This is a genomic window from Bacillus cereus group sp. BfR-BA-01350, from assembly GCF_022663775.1.
In the GTDB taxonomy this organism is placed as follows: domain Bacteria; phylum Bacillota; class Bacilli; order Bacillales; family Bacillaceae_G; genus Bacillus_A; species Bacillus_A paranthracis.
Genome location: NZ_JAKUGD010000019.1, coordinates 38,499 through 58,762, shown reverse-complemented (window position 1 = coordinate 58,762; position 20,264 = coordinate 38,499). Strand labels below are relative to the sequence as shown.

The window sequence follows — 20,264 nt, the reverse complement described above, 5'->3', positions numbered from 1 at the left end:
CATAAAAGAATTAAGGCAAAATTAAAGGGTATGAGCCCAGTACAATACCGGGCTCATACCCTAGAGGCTGCCTAATGAAACGACCTGTCTAACTTTCGGGGGTCACTTCATAATTGGAATCGGCTTTTTGATTCTATGATACTTCTACATATGTTGAACTAGCTGTAATATAGAAGACACTGCTTTTTGAGTTTTTCACTTTATATTGCGGTGAACCATCCACTGATACTTTATCAATAATTGTAAATCCTAATCCTGCATCAACGGTACCTACGACATCTTTATCCTGCCAAGATGGAGATTCATAGAAACGTAAATTGTCCACTTTAGAAATGACCCTTTTACCAGTCATGGTAGAAGCATCTGTCCCATTGTAACGGATATATGAGGAGTCACAATAAATCCATTGGTTACCACCAAGGTTTAACCAGTTTCCTAATTTACCCCATACTTTATAAGCCTCTCCTTTTTGTAGTTTACGAATAACACTATTATCTGTTGATGGTCCAGAACGAAGATTTACATTGTATCCCTCAATATACGCAACACCATTCACCTGTACTGTGCCAGGTATTTCATTTGGTTTCTGTGGTTTTGCATCCACCGTAACAGAGTTCCCGTTATAAGCCTTTAACACGTCTGCTCGGAATTTAGCCTCTGATACACCATGACTACGAAGATAATCAAGTGGGTCTTCATGATCTGTACCACCTAATTTATAAGTAATATCCTTATGTGTCCATAATCCTTTAGAAGGATGAATATTTCGTTCCCGTAAGATTTCCCCTATCAACTCTACATATCGTTCGTAAGAACGTTTGAACTTCATCGGATCACTTGTTTCACACAATTCAACGTGAACAAATCTAGCATTAGCTGCTGGACCTGCACCCCATGCACGATATTTAGTAGATGCAATTTGAATCTTTTCATCCCAGTCAACTGCGTAGTGAACAAATGCCGAACGCCATGTACGAGACTCATATTTTTGAATATTAATAGCTGGAGCTTCTGGGGTAGCTGTAGAATGTGCTACAACACCTTCATAAGCGCCAACACCATTACGGTATGGTTGTTTTGGTAAATCAGTAATAATCAAGACCCTATCAGCAAATACGTTTGTTCCAATTGATAATACTAAAATCATAGCGACAACTATAGATGAAATATGTTTCCACTTCTTTTTCATTTTACATCGGCATCCTTTTTTATAATTTTTGTATGGTCAAATAATCCACTTGCTGACAACCCAATAATGATTCCTTGAAATATATTTATTTTGATATCTTGAGACAAAAATAAAACGCCTAGCATTATGCCAAGCGTTAAATTTAGTAACGGAACATATTTTGTTTGCATCCCAACTGTTTTTGCAATTTGTGATAATCCTACAACAACACCAATCATTACCGTAATTTCAAACATTACATACCACCTCCTTTCAAAAAGAAGGTCAGAGCCGCTCCAATAAGCCCACCAACAATAAGGCGTAAGATCCAAGTTGTATTAGCGCTAATCTTATCTAATTGCTTATTGATATTGATAATGTCTTTCTCGTTACCTGTTGTCCGCATTTCTAAACTTTTAATCTCTAAGCGAATGTCCTTAATATCTTGCTTTATTTCTTGAACATCACTTCTTACTTCTTGTAATCCTTCCACTTTGATCACCCCTTTTTAGACAATAAAAAAAGACCAGCTTATGGCTGCTCTGGTTTCTTATCAATTAATTGTTGAAGTAATAATTCTTCTAGACGTGCAATTCTGTCCTCTTGACTGGCTACTTGTGATTTTAGATATTCAATTTCATTATCCTGACTAGCAACTTTCGATTTAAGATTACTTAGTTCTTTCTCATGAACATCTTGTATAAACTTAATCTTTTGAGTAGCATCTAAATGGAGGGTTACAAGAGTGTACAGGTTGATTCCATCCCCCAAATCAGCATGGAAAGTTTCATCTGTATCCTCTAGGATAAGACCATACTGTAGAGGAATATCTCTTGTAGTGTGTAGCTTTCCTGTTCCCTCAGCTTCCTGTCTCATTTTGTAGAGTTTCTCTACATCACTTTTGAAATTATATTGCTTTACTTTCAAGCTCATAATTTTTTCTAAGGCATTAATCTCTAAATCACGAATATTGGACTTAATCTTACGAGATGAACGGTTTGTAAGACTTGTGTAACTTATATTCCCTGCTTGTAATCCTGCTGTTGGTGTATTTTCACCTACTGGGATAAGCTGTAATGCGCTCTGGTATCCTGAAACGTGCGAGCCTCTGATACGTATATATGCTAGGCGTAGATCAGCATTGTTGTTGTCATCTTGTAAAAGCATATTGTTACCTGAAGTTTTGTTCTTATTTTCAAAGTAGAAGTTACCATTCCCATTTCTAAAAGTATGATTTGTCCTTACAGTTGATAGGTGGTATCCGTTACCTTGCAGGTAAATGTTATTACCTGCTATAACTTCAAAATCTAGCGACGGCTGAATTTTAATAGAAGTATTTTGAGCTACCGTATCAGTCTTGATTACTATATCACCTTGACGAGAAGCTGAGATAGTTACAGTGTCCTTACCATATAAATGGACTTTCCCTCCCCAAGTCTGTTCTAATCCTGAACCATATAGGAATAAATTGGAATTACTATTATAGGATTCTACTACTCCTAGAGTTGAATAAGATTCTCGAAAGTTATCGTTTCCATTCCCATCAATGGGAGTTCTATGGTAGAGCGCTGTTGCCCCTTCAATACCACCTGATTTAGAACGCCCCATCACAAGAGCAGGCGTTATAGCTGTTCCATCTTGACTGTTAAAGAATTTCAATTCAGCTCTAGAAATATTTTTATCATAAAGCTCTAAGAACTGTTTATTGAGTTTAACGAAACGCTGTTCACTGTTAGGGGCAGTTTTAATAGTAACTCCAACTAGTTCTTGAGCTTTCAAGTGCTTCGCTTCAATGTATCCGTCAAGCATAATCTTACTAGCTTGAATCAATACGGATTGAGCTGTTTGGTTAATTGTTGATGCAAGATCACCTTTTTTGACTCGCAAGTTAATCTCATTACTCATTACAGATAACTGAGAAGTATGCGAATCTACAATAGTTTTACTTCCAAAGCGTCCATCGGAATCTGTTTTTGAGTAAACCTCTTTTTTTTCTGCCTTTAAGTCAATTCGGCTGGATTGCTGATTTATGCTTGTCTCAAGGGTTGATACCTTAGAGTTAAAGTCTGTGGTAGCTACTTTCTTAGCAATTTCTCCTACAAGTTGATCATAGTTAGCATAGTCTTTCGGGTTTTCCATAAATGCCGAAGGTGTAGCACCTTGTTGGAATTGTGGTTGAGATACCCAGATAAGTCCGTTTCTACGTATCCATATATAAGCCTCTACATGAGTAACAGCTTTTGAAGGAACCTCAGCAGTAACAGAAACAAGTGTCCATGCACCGTTATTCAACTTATCTTTTAGGTCTACACTACTAGTTGTAACTGTAGTTGAACCATTTAGGAACTTAATCTCCAAAGCTCCACCTTGATCTAAACCGTCCTTGTTATATGTAAAAAACCATGCAGATAATACTAGTTTTCCTGAGCTAGATGTAACAGGGAATAATTGACTAATACCTGTCCAAGCATTTACAGTTAGCCCCGTTGCTTGAATCTGAGCCGAATTATATCCATCATGTTGCCTTGCTGTTGTAGGCGTAACGGCTGATCCTGCTACAGTAGCTACTACTTTCCATTTGCTAAGACTCGGGGTTCTGGAAGTAATAATACCAGAGCTAGGGTTGATTGTCCTATCTTCAAAAGCGGAATTTATATATAAGTTTGTACTTCCCAGCCCCCCTACATAATCTTGCATTTGGGTATCAGAGACTTTAGAGCTGATCTGATTGTTCAATTGCGTAATCTCACTCGTATTCTTTTGAATTTGTGTAGTATGCTTTCCTTGCGTTGTACTAAGAGAAGCAATTGTGGCTTGATTGCTATCCACAGTTTGTTTAATCGCGTTAGTTTTCACTGTCAGATCATTAAGTCCATGCTGAGTAGAGAAGTCACTGGTAGATAAGTTCCACCCTGTAACACGGTCTCCTAATTCCACCTGAGGCATTCTATAGTATATGTCCCCATTATGGAATAAAGCTAAACGGAATCCACCTGAGACGATACCTGCTATCTTCGGCTTGATAGTTCTGATTATACGAGTCCACTTACCGGTTGTGATGTCTGCTAACTCTGCATTTGTAAGCTGTACATCTTGGAATTGTACTCGCACACCTGCCTCGTTGAAAAACTCTATGATGTAAGCATATTTAAACTTAAAAGTAGCTACGTTAGGAACTTTCATATAGGCACTGAACGTATACTCTTGGTTTAATGTTACAGAAAATTTTGTTGAGAACCCACTTATGATGCTATTAGGGGCTGTTTCCACTAGGTTAGTACGATTGAAGCGAATTACTCCTGCTCGCTTATCGTCATCCCATGGCATTTGAAAGCTCGTCACATCAGGATGAGGAAATTCCCAACCTACAGGTAATCCTGTATCTCTTTGTAGAAAGCTTGAGTTGTAAACTAAATTTGTCCCTACTATGCCCTTACCCTCGATAGCTGTAATAGTACTTTTCACACCATCCACACTTTTTTCAATCTCGTTTGTTTTCGATTGAAAAGCTCCTTGTGTTACTCCATCTTCAGGAGCAAGATTCCAAGATTCAAGTAAGTCTCCTAAGGTAACCATTATCCCTGTAAATGTTGCATCTACAGTAGTTGTATTACCAGTAGCGATATTTACACGTACTTCTTTTAAATTACCTGTGTAATTCGTTGTATCGAAAGGAATAGAAATTCGATTCCAACCATTTGTTACTACTTTTTGCTGAATAATAGCATAATAATGTTGATCTTTCCCGTTCTGATCATACGTGAATCTCATATATAGGCGCGGATATTCTGTTGTTGATGTTACAGCCTTTACATCAACATAACAGGATGCTATCCCCTTTTTCTTTATAAACTGATCTGGGCTTAAGTTTTGGTAGATATAAGCTGCATTGCTTGTTATTTGTAATCCTTTCTTAATACCTGATGCATCTGATATATTAACGTCAATAAATTTAAAAGTTGTTGAATTAGTAATACCATTCCATAAATTTTTTTCATTAGAAAAATCTGAGTTAATTACATAGTTTCGAACACTTACTTCTCGTTTTTCTATATTAGAGAGTTTTTCGGTAATCTTACCTGCTTCCTCTCTAATTTCAGTTGTCGTTTTTTTGAGTGACTTTGTATCAGATTGTATATCCGAAATCGTCTTTTTCGTGCCCTCCAGAGTTGATTCAACCGTATTTAATTTATTACTAATTTCACTATCTTTTTTTGTTAACGATTCAATGGATTGTTTAAACCTATCTGCAGTTTGTTCTGATTTAGTAACTCGTTCTGTAAGCTTTCCTTGTTCGTTTTGTACATTTGATACAGAAGTATTTATTCCTTTAATAGTAGTCTCAATTTCTACTGTTTTTTTAGTGAAATCAGTTGTGGATACTTGATCTTCTGGTGCTGGTGTCCATGCAGTTGATATTGTGCCAATTTCTAATTTAAGCTTTTCAATTAACACGTCCCCCGTGAAGTCACGTGCTAAAGCGTAAACTGAAATCTCTTTAATAGGTTTATCCATTACTACAGCACTCGCTGTGAACCTTTCCTGGTTATACTGTTTACCTAGTGTTAGGCGGTTTTCTACGCGACAACTCGGATAATGAAATGTATTGTCTGTGAAAGTAATCTTCACTTCGAAACCAGCCCATTTATTCGTTGTTCCCCATGCAGTAACTTTACCTGTAAACAGGAAACTCATAGCAAGATTCTTACCCTGCATTAAACTAGCTGCATCCTTTGCTAAATCAAAGTAGGTATGCTGCTTATTTTCCCCAGTCTTCACTGAATGTGATTTAGTAGCTGTTTCTAGTAATAAATTTCGCCCACCAACTTGAATATTATCAACTTGAGTTTTCAGATTAGAAATTGTCTGCTTCGTTCCATCTGCCGTTGATATAATCTCGTTCGTTTTACTTTCAAGCTGGGACAAACCATCATTAATTTTCGTTAACTCCGACTTCTCTGCTTTTTGTTTAAGAGCTTCATTTGTTTGACTAATAGATGTATTAATATCTTGGAACTTCTTAACGTTACCATTCTTATCAGTTTCATAGATTTGTTTTCCTATAAAACCATCTTTAATTTCATCTTTCGTATAAACGCCGGATTTATCAGCCTTATCTCTTAGTTGATTATTAATCCACGTTTGATCAACTTTGTCATTAACCTGCTTTTGAACCCCGACTATTTGTCCAGCTATTTCTTGAGCTTTACCTTCCACACTTAGAACCTTTTGATTTAATTCCGTTTTAGCTGTTTCAATATCTTTCTTAACATCCTTAATACTTTGTTGTAATGGAGCCGTATCTGGAACAACTGATTCCCATGCTGTACCTGTCCATATTTTTAAAATACCAGGCTTACCATTACTAATATCACGCCAGAGTGTTTTATTTGCTTTGAGATCAGTAGTAGGTGGTTTAACACTTTCTATAATATCTACAAGATTTTTCTCCATGTAATCTTGGGTTGCTTCTGCTAAGTCTTTAGCCGTTTTACTTTCCTGTTGAGCTTGTTTTGACTTGTTGATAGCATCTTGAATGTCTAGACCTTGATCTTTTACTTTGTCCTTTAAAGCATCAAACCACCCTTGAGGTACTTTATCTTGTAATGATGCTAAAATTTTTTGGTACATTCTGCGTAACTCTTCATTCGAGTCAATAATTTCACGATAATCACCAAACACATATTTATCTTGTGTAGGGTCTTTAAAAGATTCATCACCAGCGATAGCACGTGCTTCAAGGTACAACTTAGGTTTGAACCCTCTATCTATAATTCTGATTGTATCGCCTTCATTAATTAATTCATGTGCTAATCCAAATACTTGCCCTATACTTTGTGCTTGAACTTCGTAAGAAACAGAAGTATTTACACGTTTTTCTATTTCTGTTTTCATAAGAGTTTTAAGTCGTTCCGGAGTCATATCTTGATTCTCTGTCTCTGGGCTATAGAAGCCGAATTTATGTTGTCCTTTTTCATTCCAGCGCTGAAATGCACCGTCATCCACAAAGTAAGGTATGCCGTTATTTATTTCCGCAATAGTAATAAATTCTCCGCCTTCTTTTTTAACGAAGCCCAATAAGGCTGTACAAATATTTTGAGAGTTCTCAATACGCTTAATTCCCATTAAATCTTTACCAAGAGTTACTTCTTTTTTTGTATCTCGTCCTCGCTTCTTAACCATATCCACATATCGGCCAACGATTTGAGATCCTACAACTTCAGCACGATATTGAATTTCTAATTCAAATGAAGAAGCAATCTGTTTAAGAAATGTCAGTGGATCAGTAAATTCATCAATCGTCATAGAGTGTGATCCATTATGCTCCGTTTTACCTATTTTCCACTTCGTACCTGCGAGAGCTCTTCTCATGCATTCATTCAACGTTTTACCTTCAATTTTTTGCGGATTAATAATCCCTGCTTTAGCAAGCTGAATCCATTCACCAGATGCATAAGCAACCACTGATCTATCTTTAGAGTCTTTTTCCGCTTCAGTAATTACATATGGAACAATTCGACCATCACGCACTTCTTTTAACACTAAATTTTGTTGTAAAAGCGTTGTTGCATGTTCTGTATTATCAAACACCCTAAACTCTAATGTATCTATATTATTCTTGATTTCCCAATGGCGTTTATCATCCCAATAATCTTTTGGTTGTATAGCTGAAACGATTTGATTAGTTTTAAAATCAACAATATGTAAGATTCCACTTGGTGTTCTCATCTAAATCGCTCCCTATAACTTAATTTTGCTATTCCTATATTGGCTGGACGTACTATAATTTCATTCAGTCCTCTTTTTACAATAGGAAACGAACTGAATATGTCTTTCAATCCAATTACATTTTTTCCGTTAATTGTTACTAATGATCTTTCTGTATCTATTTGTATTTTGTCTCCTATATCAAAAATATAAGGAGTCTCATCTATAGTTAAGGTATTTATCTTCCAAAACTTAACATCTTCAATAAATGCAATATCAACTGGTGGATTAGAACCATAAACAATACATCCTACAGCTATCTTGGCTACTGGTCTAGCTGTCATAGGATTACTGTCAGACTCATCTCTCCATGTACGGACAAAACTAGCATCATCTATCTCCGTATTCTTTCGATATTTAGCAAAATAGAAACTCCATTCTTTGCCCCTGCGAGCTACTGCAACATGTCCTCTGAAGTCGTTAAATGTATCAGAATACATTCCCATTTCGTCAGAGATCCACTTTCTAGACCCTCCTGAATCAATAATTGCTTGTGCTGTTGTCATTTCATGGCTCATATAATCATCAGCCATCGCTAGTTCCACTACTATGTTATCATTAGCATCTAAGAGCATAACTACAGTTTTCCCCATTCTGTTCCAGTGTTCAGACTGAAAACTCATTTGCACATCAAGTCTAAAATCTTGGATAACACCGCCTGTATTAGGAATAGTTCTCTTCATAAAAGGACCATGCCACTCGGTATCTGTTCCCGTTCCGTATGAGTCAGGTGTAAAGGCGTACCCTTGCCAAACCTTCATAGCCCCTGAACTTTTGTAAATTCCTATTTGACCAGTTACAGCATTCCAAGTTGTTAAACTCTTCATTTCATCCCATATGAGCCGCTCATTTTGTTTCACAACACGAGTTTTAACCCCTGTGGGATAACCTAACCTAAAGTATTCGTCACCATTCCAGATATCAAGAAAAGGGCTCTGTGCTCCCACAGTTATATCAATAATGGGATTAGACTCTACAGAACCATTGTTACGTAATGAAGCTTTTAAGTCTCCCTTCTCAATAGCCAGTATTTTCTCTTGTACAGCTCCTAACTTATAAGGCATTGGACAAATAAATTTAATTGTTCCTGTACCAAGGGCTACAAATTCATCTGGATCAAAGCTATCATCTACAATTGCTAAATATGTTCTATGTGGTTCTATATCAAAAATAAGTTCTGCTGGTTGATCTGTTATTAACCACCCTGCAATTTCTTCTTTCAGCGTTTCTAAATCAGATCCATCAGGAACTATAATTCCCACAGGAATAGAAAGAACCCGAATTTCAGTTTGTGTGTTTAATAGTCTTGCACCAGGATACCCCGGAATACTTAATAAATTTCTTTTCAATGGTGCCCAAGTAGGTCTTTTCAAGCCTTTTGCAATTTGGACAAATTCTTTACGTTCGTTGTTAAATGTAAAAGAGCTCATTTTGACACCCCATTTCCCTATAAAATAAAAGAAACTCAAACCTAAAAGGCTGAGTTTCTTTGCTCTTCTCTTTCTTGGTATTCTTTTGTATATCGATAAGTACCGCGTGCTAAGTCTCTACCATCTAAAATAACTGGTACTTCAATTACTAAATCGCCACCTTGTGCTGAAATTACTTCATTACCACCAGTTTGCCCTGATGAATAATTGAATATTTGATTTGCGATATTACCAGCCATGGCTTGTCTACTATTTGACATACTTCCATACACACCACTCATAACAGACTTTAATCCTGCTAATTGACTCATAGAACTAGCCATCATCCGACTCATATCACCCATTAATTGATTCATAGTCCCAGTAATACCAAGTGATTTTTCTCTCGATGATAAAGGTGTAACTGTAATTGAATTACCCTTCTTCGTAAATAACTCTGGTCCGGCTTCTCCTGTTATAAATGAACCATCACCTACAGGCTTTCCACCTTTAGCAAGCATTGGTACATGCGGAATAGTTGGCGCACTTACTCCTGGTATATTATTTAACAATTCTGCCGGTGTATTAAAGCCATCTATGAACTTATTAATAATACGTATGATTCCGTTGATAGCTGTACGAATACCACTCTTAATTCCATCCCACACGCCTAATACTGCTGATTTCATTCCATTAAATGCCCCACTAACAGCACTTGTTACCCAACGAACAGGAGTCATAATGGCATCTTTCAAACCATTCCACACTGAAGATGCTGTAGATTTAATACCATTCCAGATACTTGAAAGTGTAGACTTAATACCATTCCATACGCTACTACTTGCACTACTAATCATATTCCAAACAGTTGAAATAGCTAATTTAATGCTATTAAAAATTGAGCTTGCTGTGGAAACAATTGAATTCCATAAGCTAGAAAGATAGCTTTTAATCGCGTTCCATACAGCACTCGTAGTGGAACTAATAGTATTCCAGACATTCACAATCCAGTTTTTTATTGCATCAAAAATTGGTGTTACAATAGATACTAATCCATTCCAGCATGCTTGCAAGAAATTCTTAACCGCATTCCAGACAGCCATCGTGGCTGAACTGATTGTATCCCACACACTAATAATCCAAGATTTGATTTTTTCAAAGATTGGCGTTACAAATGACACAAGTCCATTCCAGCAAGAAACCAAGAAATTCTTAATTGTTTCCCATACTAGGCTTGTAGTAGAACTAATTTTATTCCAACATTCAGAAATGAAATTCTTGATACTTTCAAATAGTGGAGTAGCAAAGTATAAAATAGCCGTCCAAATTGCTTGTAAGTATTGAGTAATGAAATTCCATACAGTTTGGATCACTGTAGAAATACCATTCCAAATCATAGAGAAGAAATCAGCAATCCCTTGTAAAACAGGAGTTATAAAAGCTACTAATCCATTCCAAGTCTCTTGAAAGAATGTAGAAATAGAAGTCCATATTTCTGTAAAGAAAGTCGCTATTCCCTGCAAAACTGAAGTTAAATATTCAACTATCCCATTCCAAATTTCCATACAGAAATTAAAAATGGATGTCCAAATACCAACGTACGTTTCTAGAATAGCGGTTCCCCAGGTTACAACAAACTCTACAATGCCATTCCATATACCTATTAAAAATTCCTTAATTGAGTTCCAAATTGCTGATGTAGATTCACTAATGCTATTCCACGCTTCACTTGCCCATTGCACAATCCCATCCCATATTCCTACTAAGAACTCTCCAATTGCATTCCAAGCATCAATGGTCCATTGTTTTATAGAATCCCAATTTTGGTAAATTAGTACGCCTAAGGCAACTACAGCGGCTACAACCACAGCGATTAACGCTACCCACCCCATCATTGCAGCCCCTACACCCGATATGACGACAACTATTGGTGCTAAAGCCATAAATGCTCCTGCAATTACGCCAATAGCTACTGCGATAGCTGCCAAAGTGGCTGCTAGTTTTGGATTATTAGAAATCCAATCGGCTATTTTAGCAACAACATCAGCTATAACTCCAAGAACGGGTTTGAGGGCCATTTGTAAATCTTGCATTGCTTTTTGAAATTTAACTGCTGGATTTGCATCCATTTTTTTAATGGAACCATTCAATTGTTCTTGGTTCTTTTGGAAATCAACTGTTTTTTCTTTCGCACCCAGCAAAGTATTAATAATATTTTGCCCTTGATCTTCATACATTGTCATTTTGTTATCGTAAAGGCTTTTTATCCTCTACTTCCGGGGATTTCTCCGCATTATAGGACGTTAATTCATCCTCGGTTCAGCATATATTTTCAACCTATTAGGTTGTCGTTCACTCGTGGGAGTATTTTATTCTGTAATACAGGTTCAACTCCTATGCGTTACGGTGAGCCACATCTTTTAGAATGTGCTTTACCACGGTGTTAGCACCATCTTTACATGCTGAGCTTTCACCGTTTTTGAACGATTTTACTTCGGCACAATTCATCATCTACCGAAAAATTTAACACCTAATTCATTACGCTTTGTTTCATCATCAACTTGTGATAAGGCTTGTGCAATCTCGGTCATAGCCGCTGAACCTTCTTTACCGCCATTAGCTACAGCTTGACCCCATTTTTGAACTTGTTCCGCTGAAATATTAGTGCCTTCAAGAGCTTCTTTCATCGCTTTATCGACACCTTGACCGAACTCAGCCGCTTTAATACGTCCTTCTTTTAAACCCGTTATGTTCAGTAAAGTACGCAACACTTTACCCGTCCCCAAAGGACCGCTCACTGTCGCCAGTAAGACCAGACTATATCATCATCTAAGCAAAACAGATCCTAGATGCTCCCCATTTCCACTATCATTCGCTTATAGTGTACGTCTCTCGACTAGTCGTTACACCTTCATCTAACAAATCAAATTTGTACCCTTCTAAATGACGATATTTACTTTTTTGCCTATTAAAATCATCTTCTACAGAAATTTTCTTACCTAATAACTTTGTTAATAAATATAAACTTATTTTAAACTGTTTACTTGTTATTTCTTTCGTTTCATAGATTGTAAAATTACCTAGATTGTCAGTAACTTTAACTTTTACAGCGGCGGGATTTTTACCTCCTGCAATAGCTTGGCCGTTTCCGTAGTTCGGGTTATTAGCTCCACCTACGTCTATTTTCTCTCTAGCTATTTTTAAGTTTCTTTTGTGTTCTTCTGATTTCTTTTTTCCTTTTAACGCTTGGCTTATATTCAAACGCTCTTGTTCAGTTTTCTTACGTCCGTATATCGGACTTGAATCCCCACGTTTGCCGTACATTCCATTTCTTTTTCCAGAACGAGCTAGACTTTGCTTTCTGCGAGTTTCTTCTGACACAACCACGCCATAATTTGGATGTAACGATCCTTTCCGACCGTACATGTGGTTAAACTTTCCTTCTACCGCACCAAGCCCTCCATCATCTAAATTCACAAGTTTGTAGTTTAAAACATGCTTATATTCATAAATAAACCAAACTTCAGCATCATAAGCCTCTTTTTCGGTTAAATTATTAGATATGATAGCTACAGCTACCTCAGTTTTGTTTAAAATATTTTTAAAATACCTATTTCTACTTTTATCAATTTGATACGCTCGATTACCACTACCTTTTCCTACATAAAAAGGCTCGTTAGTATCAAGCCTTATCCATTCGTAAATATAAAATCTTCTTTCCATACCCTCACTCCTAATACAATATCTTACAGCAATAGAGAGGATTTTTGAATAATTAAAAGTAGTATCAACAGTAAAAATGAATCATCAATTTAAAATAGTTAAATCATCTGTAAAAGGATGTCTGTCTAAATATACTAAGTAAATAACATCTTTGATTTATTAAATGCTTGGCACGGTATTGTCTCTATAACAGAGAGTTCCACCGTTTTAAAGGAGTTTTCTATGAATGTCACCACTCATAGGGACAATACTTTATCCAATAAATTATCGATATTCCAAGTATCTGTTTCAACACCAGCCTCCATAATGGCCTGTACTTCTTCAGCGCTATATCCAGCTCTTGTTAACTGTCCTCCATACTCAGCGATAATGTCTAATTGTTCAGGTGGAAATCCCATTTTTAGCAAAGCGTTTGTTAAACCAAGTGCACCATCTTGCGAAATCCCTAATTCGTTTCCAATTTCATTCGTTTCTTGAATTAATTCCGTAAAATCTATTCCTTCATAGGATTGCGCGATTGTCGCTGCTCCTTTAACAACAGCTGCATTCGCTTCATCACTTACATTCTTATTTAAAGCCCACTGCCTACGTACACCTTCTAATGATGCCTCTGCATCCACACCATAAGCGGTTACCCCTCTTACAGCCGCCTCTACTGATTGCTTCGAGGATTCTGGAACATCAAAAGTTATATCAATTTTCGTTTGCAACTTTGACATATCCATTGCTTTTTCAACCGCACTAGCAATACCGCCACCTGCTGCCATACCACCTATGACGTTTTCTAATCCTATCTTTAGCCCTTCAAACTTCTTCTCCGTTCTTCCGGCTTCTTGCTGTAAATCTCTTAATTCATTTCGCACTTGTTGTATTGAGTTTCCAGCATCCACCGATCGAAGAGCTCGTTGTAATTTCTCTATATCTGTTTCTGCTCCTAATGCTTCCCGGCCGATAATTCCTATTGCTTGTTCCAATTGTCGACTTGTAGCCGTACCACTTTTAATTGCATTCACAAGACGATTTCCTAATGCTCCCGCAAAATCATCAACACTTTTCCCAGTAGCACTAAACAATGTTTCTAATTGTCTTGTTGAACTTGCTACACTATCTTGCTCAGCCTTCATGTTCCCAAGCTTATTCTTTAGGCCATTAAGCGATCCTTCTGTAAATTCAATTTCACGCCTAAATGCGCGGTATTGTTCTTCGGAAATTTTTCCGTTTTGAAATTGCGCTTGGACTTGTTGCTCAGCTGCCTTTAATTTATCTAACTTTTGTGTGGTGTTTTCAATTTGCTGAGTCAGTAACTGTTGCTTTTGAGCTAAAGCTTCAATATTACCTGGATCAAATTTTAATAATCGCTCAACATCTTTAAGCTCTTTGGTTAAATCATTACTACGCTTGTTAACATCTTTTAACGCATTTTGAAGTCCAGTGGTTTCACCACCAATTTCAATCGTAATCCCTTTAATTCTTCCTCCTGCCATCATCTCACCCCTTTCTTAGAACGAATCGAAGTCTTTTTGATTTGCTTTACGGGTTTTCTCTTTGTCTGGGTTCTCCATTTCTGCAAATTCAGCAATATAATCAAAGCAATCACCGATTGTCATTACTTCTAAATCCCAACTCGTTAATTTCGCTTTATAACAAAGAGCAAGGAACAAATCAGTGGTGAATTCTTCATCACTGAAAGTCCCTTGCTCTTCATTACTTTTCTTTAGTTTTTTTTTGCTCCCATTGTACTTTGAATCATATCGTTAATCTCTGGAATGATTTCATAAATAGGAAACTCTTCAAATCCGTCTAACCATGTAATTGGATCCGGAAGGTTCGGATCAGCGGTTTTAGCATATAACCAAACTAAATCATAAATAACTTCAAAATCTATTTTCTTTAAATCTACATTTGAGAGGTCAATAGAAGGCTGAGAACCGTCTTGTGGTGTAAATGTACCAATAGCCCCTAAAGCCATCATATCAGCAAACAAATCACGTCTAAATTGCGCTTTGTAACGCTTAACAGTTGCTGCTGTACTTTTTAGTCGAACTTGCTTACCATCTATTACAATTGTTTTTTCCATTTGATTACGCTCCTTTTGGTGCTGGTGGTGTTTTTACATAGACCTTTTTGTACCAATTATCATGGATTGCCGGTGTAGTTTTAGAAGTTGTCTTTGTCTTAACCATCGGTCTACCACCAGTTGCTAGAATAATTGGGCTTGCGACGAATTTAAGCTCGTTTGTATTCGGTTCAGCTGAATTCGTTTTTGATTTCGATGAAATATTAGGACGACTTGCTGAACAGTTATACATAACATGACGAGTTGCCTTCACATCACCATCAAACTCAAATAACAGCGCGAATGGTTTCCCTTTTGCATCAGCTAACTCATTTAATACACCATCTGTCTCATCTAATTGTTCACCTAACGCATCAATTACAAATTGCTCCGGAAGGAGTGCAATATTTAACGTTCCTTCATAACCTTGGTTATTATCTGCTGAGTAATAAAGCATATCGTCCGCATAGAATTCAATTAAATCACCGCGTGGTTCATTTGTTAGTTCAACCGCACCAGGCATTGGAATTGGTGTTCCAAATGTAACTAACCCATCTTTTGTTTCATATGTTGCATAATGGACATTTTTTAATCCAAAACTTACTTTGTTCTCACTCATTTATATCAACCTCGTTTCATAATTTTTTTGAAATAGGTTTTCAGTTTCAATAAAAACCTCATAGGATTCATAAGGAATCTCATAATTGTCTAGGATTTTTTCAAGATTTGCTTCAGCAACTAAATCTTTTTTATTTGTATAAAGCTCGATACTTAAGTTATTTATCTTGTGATATACCTTGTTATCAGCCATTAAATTCGCTGATCCGTCGACAAGAAAACAAATATAAGGTGGCGCTGGAACTGGATTGGTTGGCGTTACTGTGAAATGTGAATAAGCCACAGGATAACCTGTAGCATCAAGGATTTTCTTTAATTCACCTAATGTCATTGTTGAATCGCCCTTTCGACACGTTCAATTAGTTCATTTATTGCTTTTTCTTCTGCCGGAGCAATGTGAACCTTAGCTGCTACACGGCCACCATTTGCTTTAGCATGTCCCTTTTCCAATAAATGTGTAAGTTGTGGTTTCAATGCATTATAAACAATGATTGCACTGCCATCCTTCTTTTTCCGCCAGCCTTTACCATACTTCCCTGTTTTCTTAGGACTTTTTTGTTTCAATTCATTCACAAGATTGGTCGCAACCTTTTCTTTAGCATCTTCTATATCTTCTTCTACTAGGTTAGTGTATCTTTGCAATTCCCTAGCAATATCACTTGCAAGAGTATCAATATTAGACACCCGCTTTCACCTCACAATAAAGTTCGATTTTTTCATCGTCTCTTTCATATGTGCGGTAAATGCTATATTCTTTATCTCGATACTTCACTTTTCGTTCATCTTGGTAATCCCAGACATGAACAATCAATATATGACTAGCCTTGATGTTACTTTGTCCAGCTTGAAAGAATTCAGATTGAGGAACTGATTTTTTCTTGCAAAATACCTGTCTACTAAATACTTCATCTTCCTCAACTTGTCCTAGTTCATCTTTAGTAATTGTTATTACTGGGAATAGTAAAATATCATTCATTTATAGTCACCCGCTAAAGTTAGATGATTCTTAAGCATGTTATACGATGCTAAAAAACGTTCCGCCTCTTTTGCGTCTGAAATAAAATTAGCTTTTACATACGTAATAATTGCTCTTTTAATTAGAGGATCAGTTTCATCATTTGCCTTGAGATGAGAAACACCAGATAACTTCAAATCATATCGAGATGCTTCAATTAAATCTTCAAGTTCATCATCAAGAGCACTATGTGAGATACGTACCGCTTTCTTCACAACATCAAGCATCATATTCATTCACCAACTTGCTCTAGCTGTTTTAAAGCTTCCAGAGCGGCATCTTTACCCTTAATCTTTTCACCATTTGGAAGTTCGTAATACCCTCCTCCAACATGAACCGGTACTTTTAAGTTTTCTTGTTTATCTATAGTTCGTTCTTTATTCAAGAAACCTTTATCTTGTAAATACATTACACGCTCTGTGTCATTTGATTCATATGAATCTGCAACACTATAATGAACGAAAGTGAATTTATCTCGAAAAGCTCTTTTTACAACATATTTATTCAACGGTTTCCCACTCACTGTTAAGCCTCCTTATACCATAAAGAAAAGCGACTATTATACAGTAGCCGCCTTCTTCACTCGTAAGAATCCATTTTTAGAAATTACGTTACCACCTGCAAATACAGAACCTCTATGAGCAATCATACCTTGCTTGAATTTAAAGTCTGTAGATCGTTGAACATCCATATCTGAGAAAATAGTAAGTTGATAGTTTGATAAAGGACCATATGCCATGCTATATTGTCCAGCTGTTGTTTTAGCATCAGAAACAGCCTTACAAGCACTATTAATAATGAATGGTACCCCATCAATTGTTCCAGAGTTACCTTGTGATACTACGTTATATACCTTTTTACCATCAGAAGTACGAAGCTTAGCAAATGCTTTTAAATCTAGTTTATTTAAAATCAATACTGCCGCATCTTCTACATCTTCATCTCCACCATAGCTATAGATAATCTCATCCAATGTAGATGCATCAATTGCTGAAATTTCTAAATCTGTTTCTGAATCAATTGCCGTAGCTGCTGCTGAGAAAATACCAACAAGTCGATTCGTAGCACCTGTCCCAATTAAAATTTCACGAGTTAACTTTTTACGAGTAGCTACCGTAATCCCCTTCATTACTTCAGCATCGTAATCAGCTGCTGGTAATTTTTGAAGCTCTTCCGTGTCTTCTGAATAAGCTGTGACTTTTGCTTTTGTGATATCTGCATATCCAAACGTTGTCTCTGATGTATTGTAGTCATTACCTTCAGTTGTGTAATCACCTTCTCCATAACTTTTAATATACGGCTGTTGGTAACTCTCTCCACCTTTTAAAGTTTTAGAAGAAACTCGATCAATCAGTGTAGATACTTCATTGAAAGTTGGACGAATATCCGTTGCACTATGCTTAGGTAAAACTACATTACCACTTCCAACTGTAACAGCACGGTTTTCCATTAGAGCCTGTCCACGTTTTTCAGATGTCTCTAATTCTACGTCTTGTTTTTGAGGTTCATTGTTAAATGTTTCAACTGTACGCATTTCAGGCATTTGATTATTATTAATCTCCTCTGCTTCTTTTAATAATCTTTGTCGTGTTTCAATTTGTTTTTGTGTTTCTTCAAGGTCTCGTAATTCTGTTTCTAATGCTGCTAAGTCTACTTCCTTATCGCTTTGTAACATTGAACGAATTTCTGATTTTCTAGTTAAAATTTCTTGTAATGTTTTCAAATGAATCTCTCCCTTATAAATATGTTTTTAAAATTAGTTTTTTACGTAATTCTTTTTGATTGCGTTCCTTCACAAATTGTTTATATGGGTCATGACTTCTAGCTGAAACTTGCGAATCAGGATAAGCTGGGAAAGCTACTGGACTAATCTCTAATAACTTAGCTTTCGTTACACTACGAACTACATTGTCCGGATCCGATTCATCCCATTCTTCTTTGACCATTTGGAAACCAAAAGAAACACCGTCTACATCACCGCGTTTAATCGTCTCATATGTGTCATTTCCGAGTGTTGTATTGGCTAAGTCTAGTTCAAACCTTAGTCCAATCTCATCTTCAAATAAACGAAGAGTACCATTTTTAGTTCTTCCTAACACTTGTGATGTGTCGTGGCTCCATAAAGCTAATTGATCGTCTTGAGTCAAGGACTCTGTGAAAGCTCCTTTTTTAAACTGCTCTTTAAATCGTTGCCAATAGCCCATTGTTACAGACTTCATTTCCCATTTAACTGCATAACCAGAAATTGTTCGAAGGCCATTTTCTAATTCCCTAATTTCAAGAGCACTACTCAGTAGTTCCCTCTTTTCCGTCTTGTTCATTGTCATCACCTCCTTCATCAGTGACATTTCCTTCTTTAACTAAAGCTGTATCTAATCTTCTAATCGGCTTAGATCCACCTTCAATTGGTCCAAGTGAAAGAATTGAACGCCATTCATTTGGTGTCATAGCTCCTCTATCAACCATTTGAACTAAGTCCATCTTTGTACTTAAAGAAGCGTATTGAAGTGAAGAGGATTCAAAGATAATCTTGTTACCAAATCCCCTTTCTCGACGCGAAAAAAGCTTCCTGGTATATTCCCCAGCAAGCTGCATTGCAAATGGCTCAATTTCCGATTCATAATAAGCTGTCCATTCATCCTCATTGTATTTACTTTGGATAATCTTTTCGTTTGTATTAAAGAAATTATAAATACGTTGTACTGTTTCTTGCATCTGCTTGGAATCCGGTACAAACGCTTCAGGTTTCACTTGTTCTAAATCATACCTCGGATCAGAAGAAGCTGCCCCACCATCATTCGAGATATTCAAATAGTTATTCACAAAGTTTTTAACCTGACTATCAATATCTTCTTGTTTTAATACTGACTTAAACTTAAGAATCCACTTTACTACTGCACTATTTTTAATAGCTTTAACAATGCCTTGATCAGTAGTTGTAACAATCTCCATTAACTGAGCTAATGCATTACCAGGATGTTCTCCGAAAAAGTCATTATCATTAAAGTCTTTACGTAAATGAATGATATCTGTGTACGGAATCGTCATCTGCTTACCATTTTTAAAATAAAACTTTAAAAAGATGTCTCCCTGTGCACCTTCTACAACTTCAACTGTTGTACATGGAATAGGATAAATCTCAGTAGGATAACCAAAATCATCACGCTTAATATAAGCGAATGCATTATGATTCAACTCTAATTGAACAGCCATTTTCTCTTGAAACATTTGTCCTGTCATCAATGGATTAGGCTCTTCCAGTAAAAATCTCATATAAGAATCTGGATTCACCTTAAATTCAGTAGAGTTATCTCGTATATGCTTGGCTATCAGCTTACCGACTGCTTTTGCTTTAGGACGTATACAAGCCCGTATAATGTCACTTTGATAGATATCCCCATTCCACGCAAAAAAACCTCCACCATTATCGTTTATCATTTCAAAACGAGTTGTAGTAGGAGCCTGTTTCTTACCAAAGATCTTATCAAATAACCCCAAATTCTCACC

Annotated in this window: 18 protein-coding genes and 1 pseudogene; all 19 read right to left on the bottom strand. The window is 36.6% G+C overall.

The genetic code is table 11. The features are described from left to right. Positions 1-133: 133 nt before the first annotated feature. The 19 genes and pseudogenes from MR147_RS25335 to MR147_RS25240 all read right to left on the bottom strand — a co-directional run bounded on the left by MR147_RS25335 (position 134) and on the right by MR147_RS25240 (position 20,255). On the bottom strand, positions 134-1,189 hold the full coding sequence (locus MR147_RS25335; protein ID WP_242304844.1) for an N-acetylmuramoyl-L-alanine amidase: 1,056 nt from the start codon (positions 1,187-1,189) through the stop codon (positions 134-136). After that, a complete protein-coding gene (locus tag MR147_RS25330) occupies positions 1,186-1,425 on the bottom strand; it encodes a holin (RefSeq protein WP_242304843.1) in 240 nt (79 codons plus the stop codon). The genes MR147_RS25335 and MR147_RS25330 overlap by 4 nt, the downstream gene beginning before the upstream one ends. Then, complete coding sequence (locus tag MR147_RS25325; protein ID WP_000398741.1) at positions 1,425-1,661, bottom strand: hemolysin XhlA family protein; 237 nt, start codon at positions 1,659-1,661, stop codon at positions 1,425-1,427. The genes MR147_RS25330 and MR147_RS25325 overlap by 1 nt, the downstream gene beginning before the upstream one ends. A gap of 38 nt (positions 1,662-1,699) precedes the next feature. Then, entirely contained in the window at positions 1,700-7,897 is a 6,198-nt protein-coding gene (locus tag MR147_RS27195) for a phage tail spike protein (protein ID WP_313897183.1), read from the bottom strand. Beyond that, positions 7,894-9,366, bottom strand: a complete 1,473-nt coding sequence (locus MR147_RS25310) for a distal tail protein Dit (RefSeq protein WP_242304842.1) — start codon at positions 9,364-9,366, stop codon at positions 7,894-7,896. Before MR147_RS25310 ends, MR147_RS27195 begins: the two co-directional genes overlap by 4 nt. A gap of 41 nt (positions 9,367-9,407) precedes the next feature. Continuing rightward, positions 9,408-11,588: a phage tail protein gene (locus MR147_RS25305; protein ID WP_162280393.1), complete on the bottom strand. Its 2,181-nt coding sequence runs from the start codon at positions 11,586-11,588 to the stop codon at positions 9,408-9,410. Between the two features lie 264 nt (positions 11,589-11,852). Continuing rightward, entirely contained in the window at positions 11,853-12,116 is a 264-nt protein-coding gene (locus MR147_RS25300; protein WP_098672324.1) for a hypothetical protein, read from the bottom strand. Positions 12,117-12,213: 97 nt separating this feature from the next. Beyond that, entirely contained in the window at positions 12,214-13,068 is an 855-nt protein-coding gene (locus MR147_RS25295) for an NUMOD3 domain-containing DNA-binding protein (protein ID WP_242304841.1), read from the bottom strand. Positions 13,069-13,322: 254 nt separating this feature from the next. Further along, positions 13,323-14,555: pseudogene (locus tag MR147_RS25290) on the bottom strand (hypothetical protein); the annotation flags it as partial. A 227-nt stretch (positions 14,556-14,782) separates the two neighbouring features. Then, positions 14,783-15,145, bottom strand: a complete 363-nt coding sequence (locus MR147_RS25285; protein WP_000415944.1) for a hypothetical protein — start codon at positions 15,143-15,145, stop codon at positions 14,783-14,785. A 4-nt stretch (positions 15,146-15,149) separates the two neighbouring features. Next, the gene (locus tag MR147_RS25280) at positions 15,150-15,743 is read right to left on the bottom strand and encodes a major tail protein (RefSeq protein WP_044793464.1); all 594 of its coding nucleotides are present in this window, start codon (positions 15,741-15,743) and stop codon (positions 15,150-15,152) included. Beyond that, complete coding sequence (locus MR147_RS25275) at positions 15,744-16,073, bottom strand: hypothetical protein (RefSeq protein WP_157418562.1); 330 nt, start codon at positions 16,071-16,073, stop codon at positions 15,744-15,746. After that, positions 16,070-16,426 (bottom strand): HK97 gp10 family phage protein, encoded by a 357-nt coding sequence (locus MR147_RS25270; RefSeq protein WP_242304839.1) that lies wholly within the window; start codon positions 16,424-16,426, stop codon positions 16,070-16,072. The genes MR147_RS25275 and MR147_RS25270 overlap by 4 nt, the downstream gene beginning before the upstream one ends. Next, positions 16,419-16,718, bottom strand: coding sequence for a phage head closure protein (locus MR147_RS25265; RefSeq protein ID WP_044793467.1), 300 nt, complete (start codon positions 16,716-16,718; stop codon positions 16,419-16,421). The genes MR147_RS25270 and MR147_RS25265 overlap by 8 nt, the downstream gene beginning before the upstream one ends. Continuing rightward, positions 16,715-16,987 carry a head-tail connector protein gene (locus tag MR147_RS25260; protein ID WP_242296750.1) on the bottom strand — a complete coding sequence of 91 codons (273 nt, stop codon included), beginning with the start codon at positions 16,985-16,987 and terminating at the stop codon, positions 16,715-16,717. The genes MR147_RS25265 and MR147_RS25260 overlap by 4 nt, the downstream gene beginning before the upstream one ends. A gap of 2 nt (positions 16,988-16,989) precedes the next feature. Continuing rightward, positions 16,990-17,280 (bottom strand): hypothetical protein, encoded by a 291-nt coding sequence (locus tag MR147_RS25255; protein ID WP_242304838.1) that lies wholly within the window; start codon positions 17,278-17,280, stop codon positions 16,990-16,992. Positions 17,281-17,316: 36 nt separating this feature from the next. After that, the gene (locus MR147_RS25250; RefSeq protein WP_000854837.1) at positions 17,317-18,480 is read right to left on the bottom strand and encodes a phage major capsid protein; all 1,164 of its coding nucleotides are present in this window, start codon (positions 18,478-18,480) and stop codon (positions 17,317-17,319) included. Positions 18,481-18,493: 13 nt separating this feature from the next. After that, complete coding sequence (locus MR147_RS25245) at positions 18,494-19,078, bottom strand: HK97 family phage prohead protease (RefSeq protein ID WP_001043897.1); 585 nt, start codon at positions 19,076-19,078, stop codon at positions 18,494-18,496. Then, a complete protein-coding gene (locus MR147_RS25240) occupies positions 19,044-20,255 on the bottom strand; it encodes a phage portal protein (RefSeq protein WP_078400380.1) in 1,212 nt (403 codons plus the stop codon). The genes MR147_RS25245 and MR147_RS25240 overlap by 35 nt, the downstream gene beginning before the upstream one ends. Between the last annotated feature and the right edge of the window lie 9 nt (positions 20,256-20,264).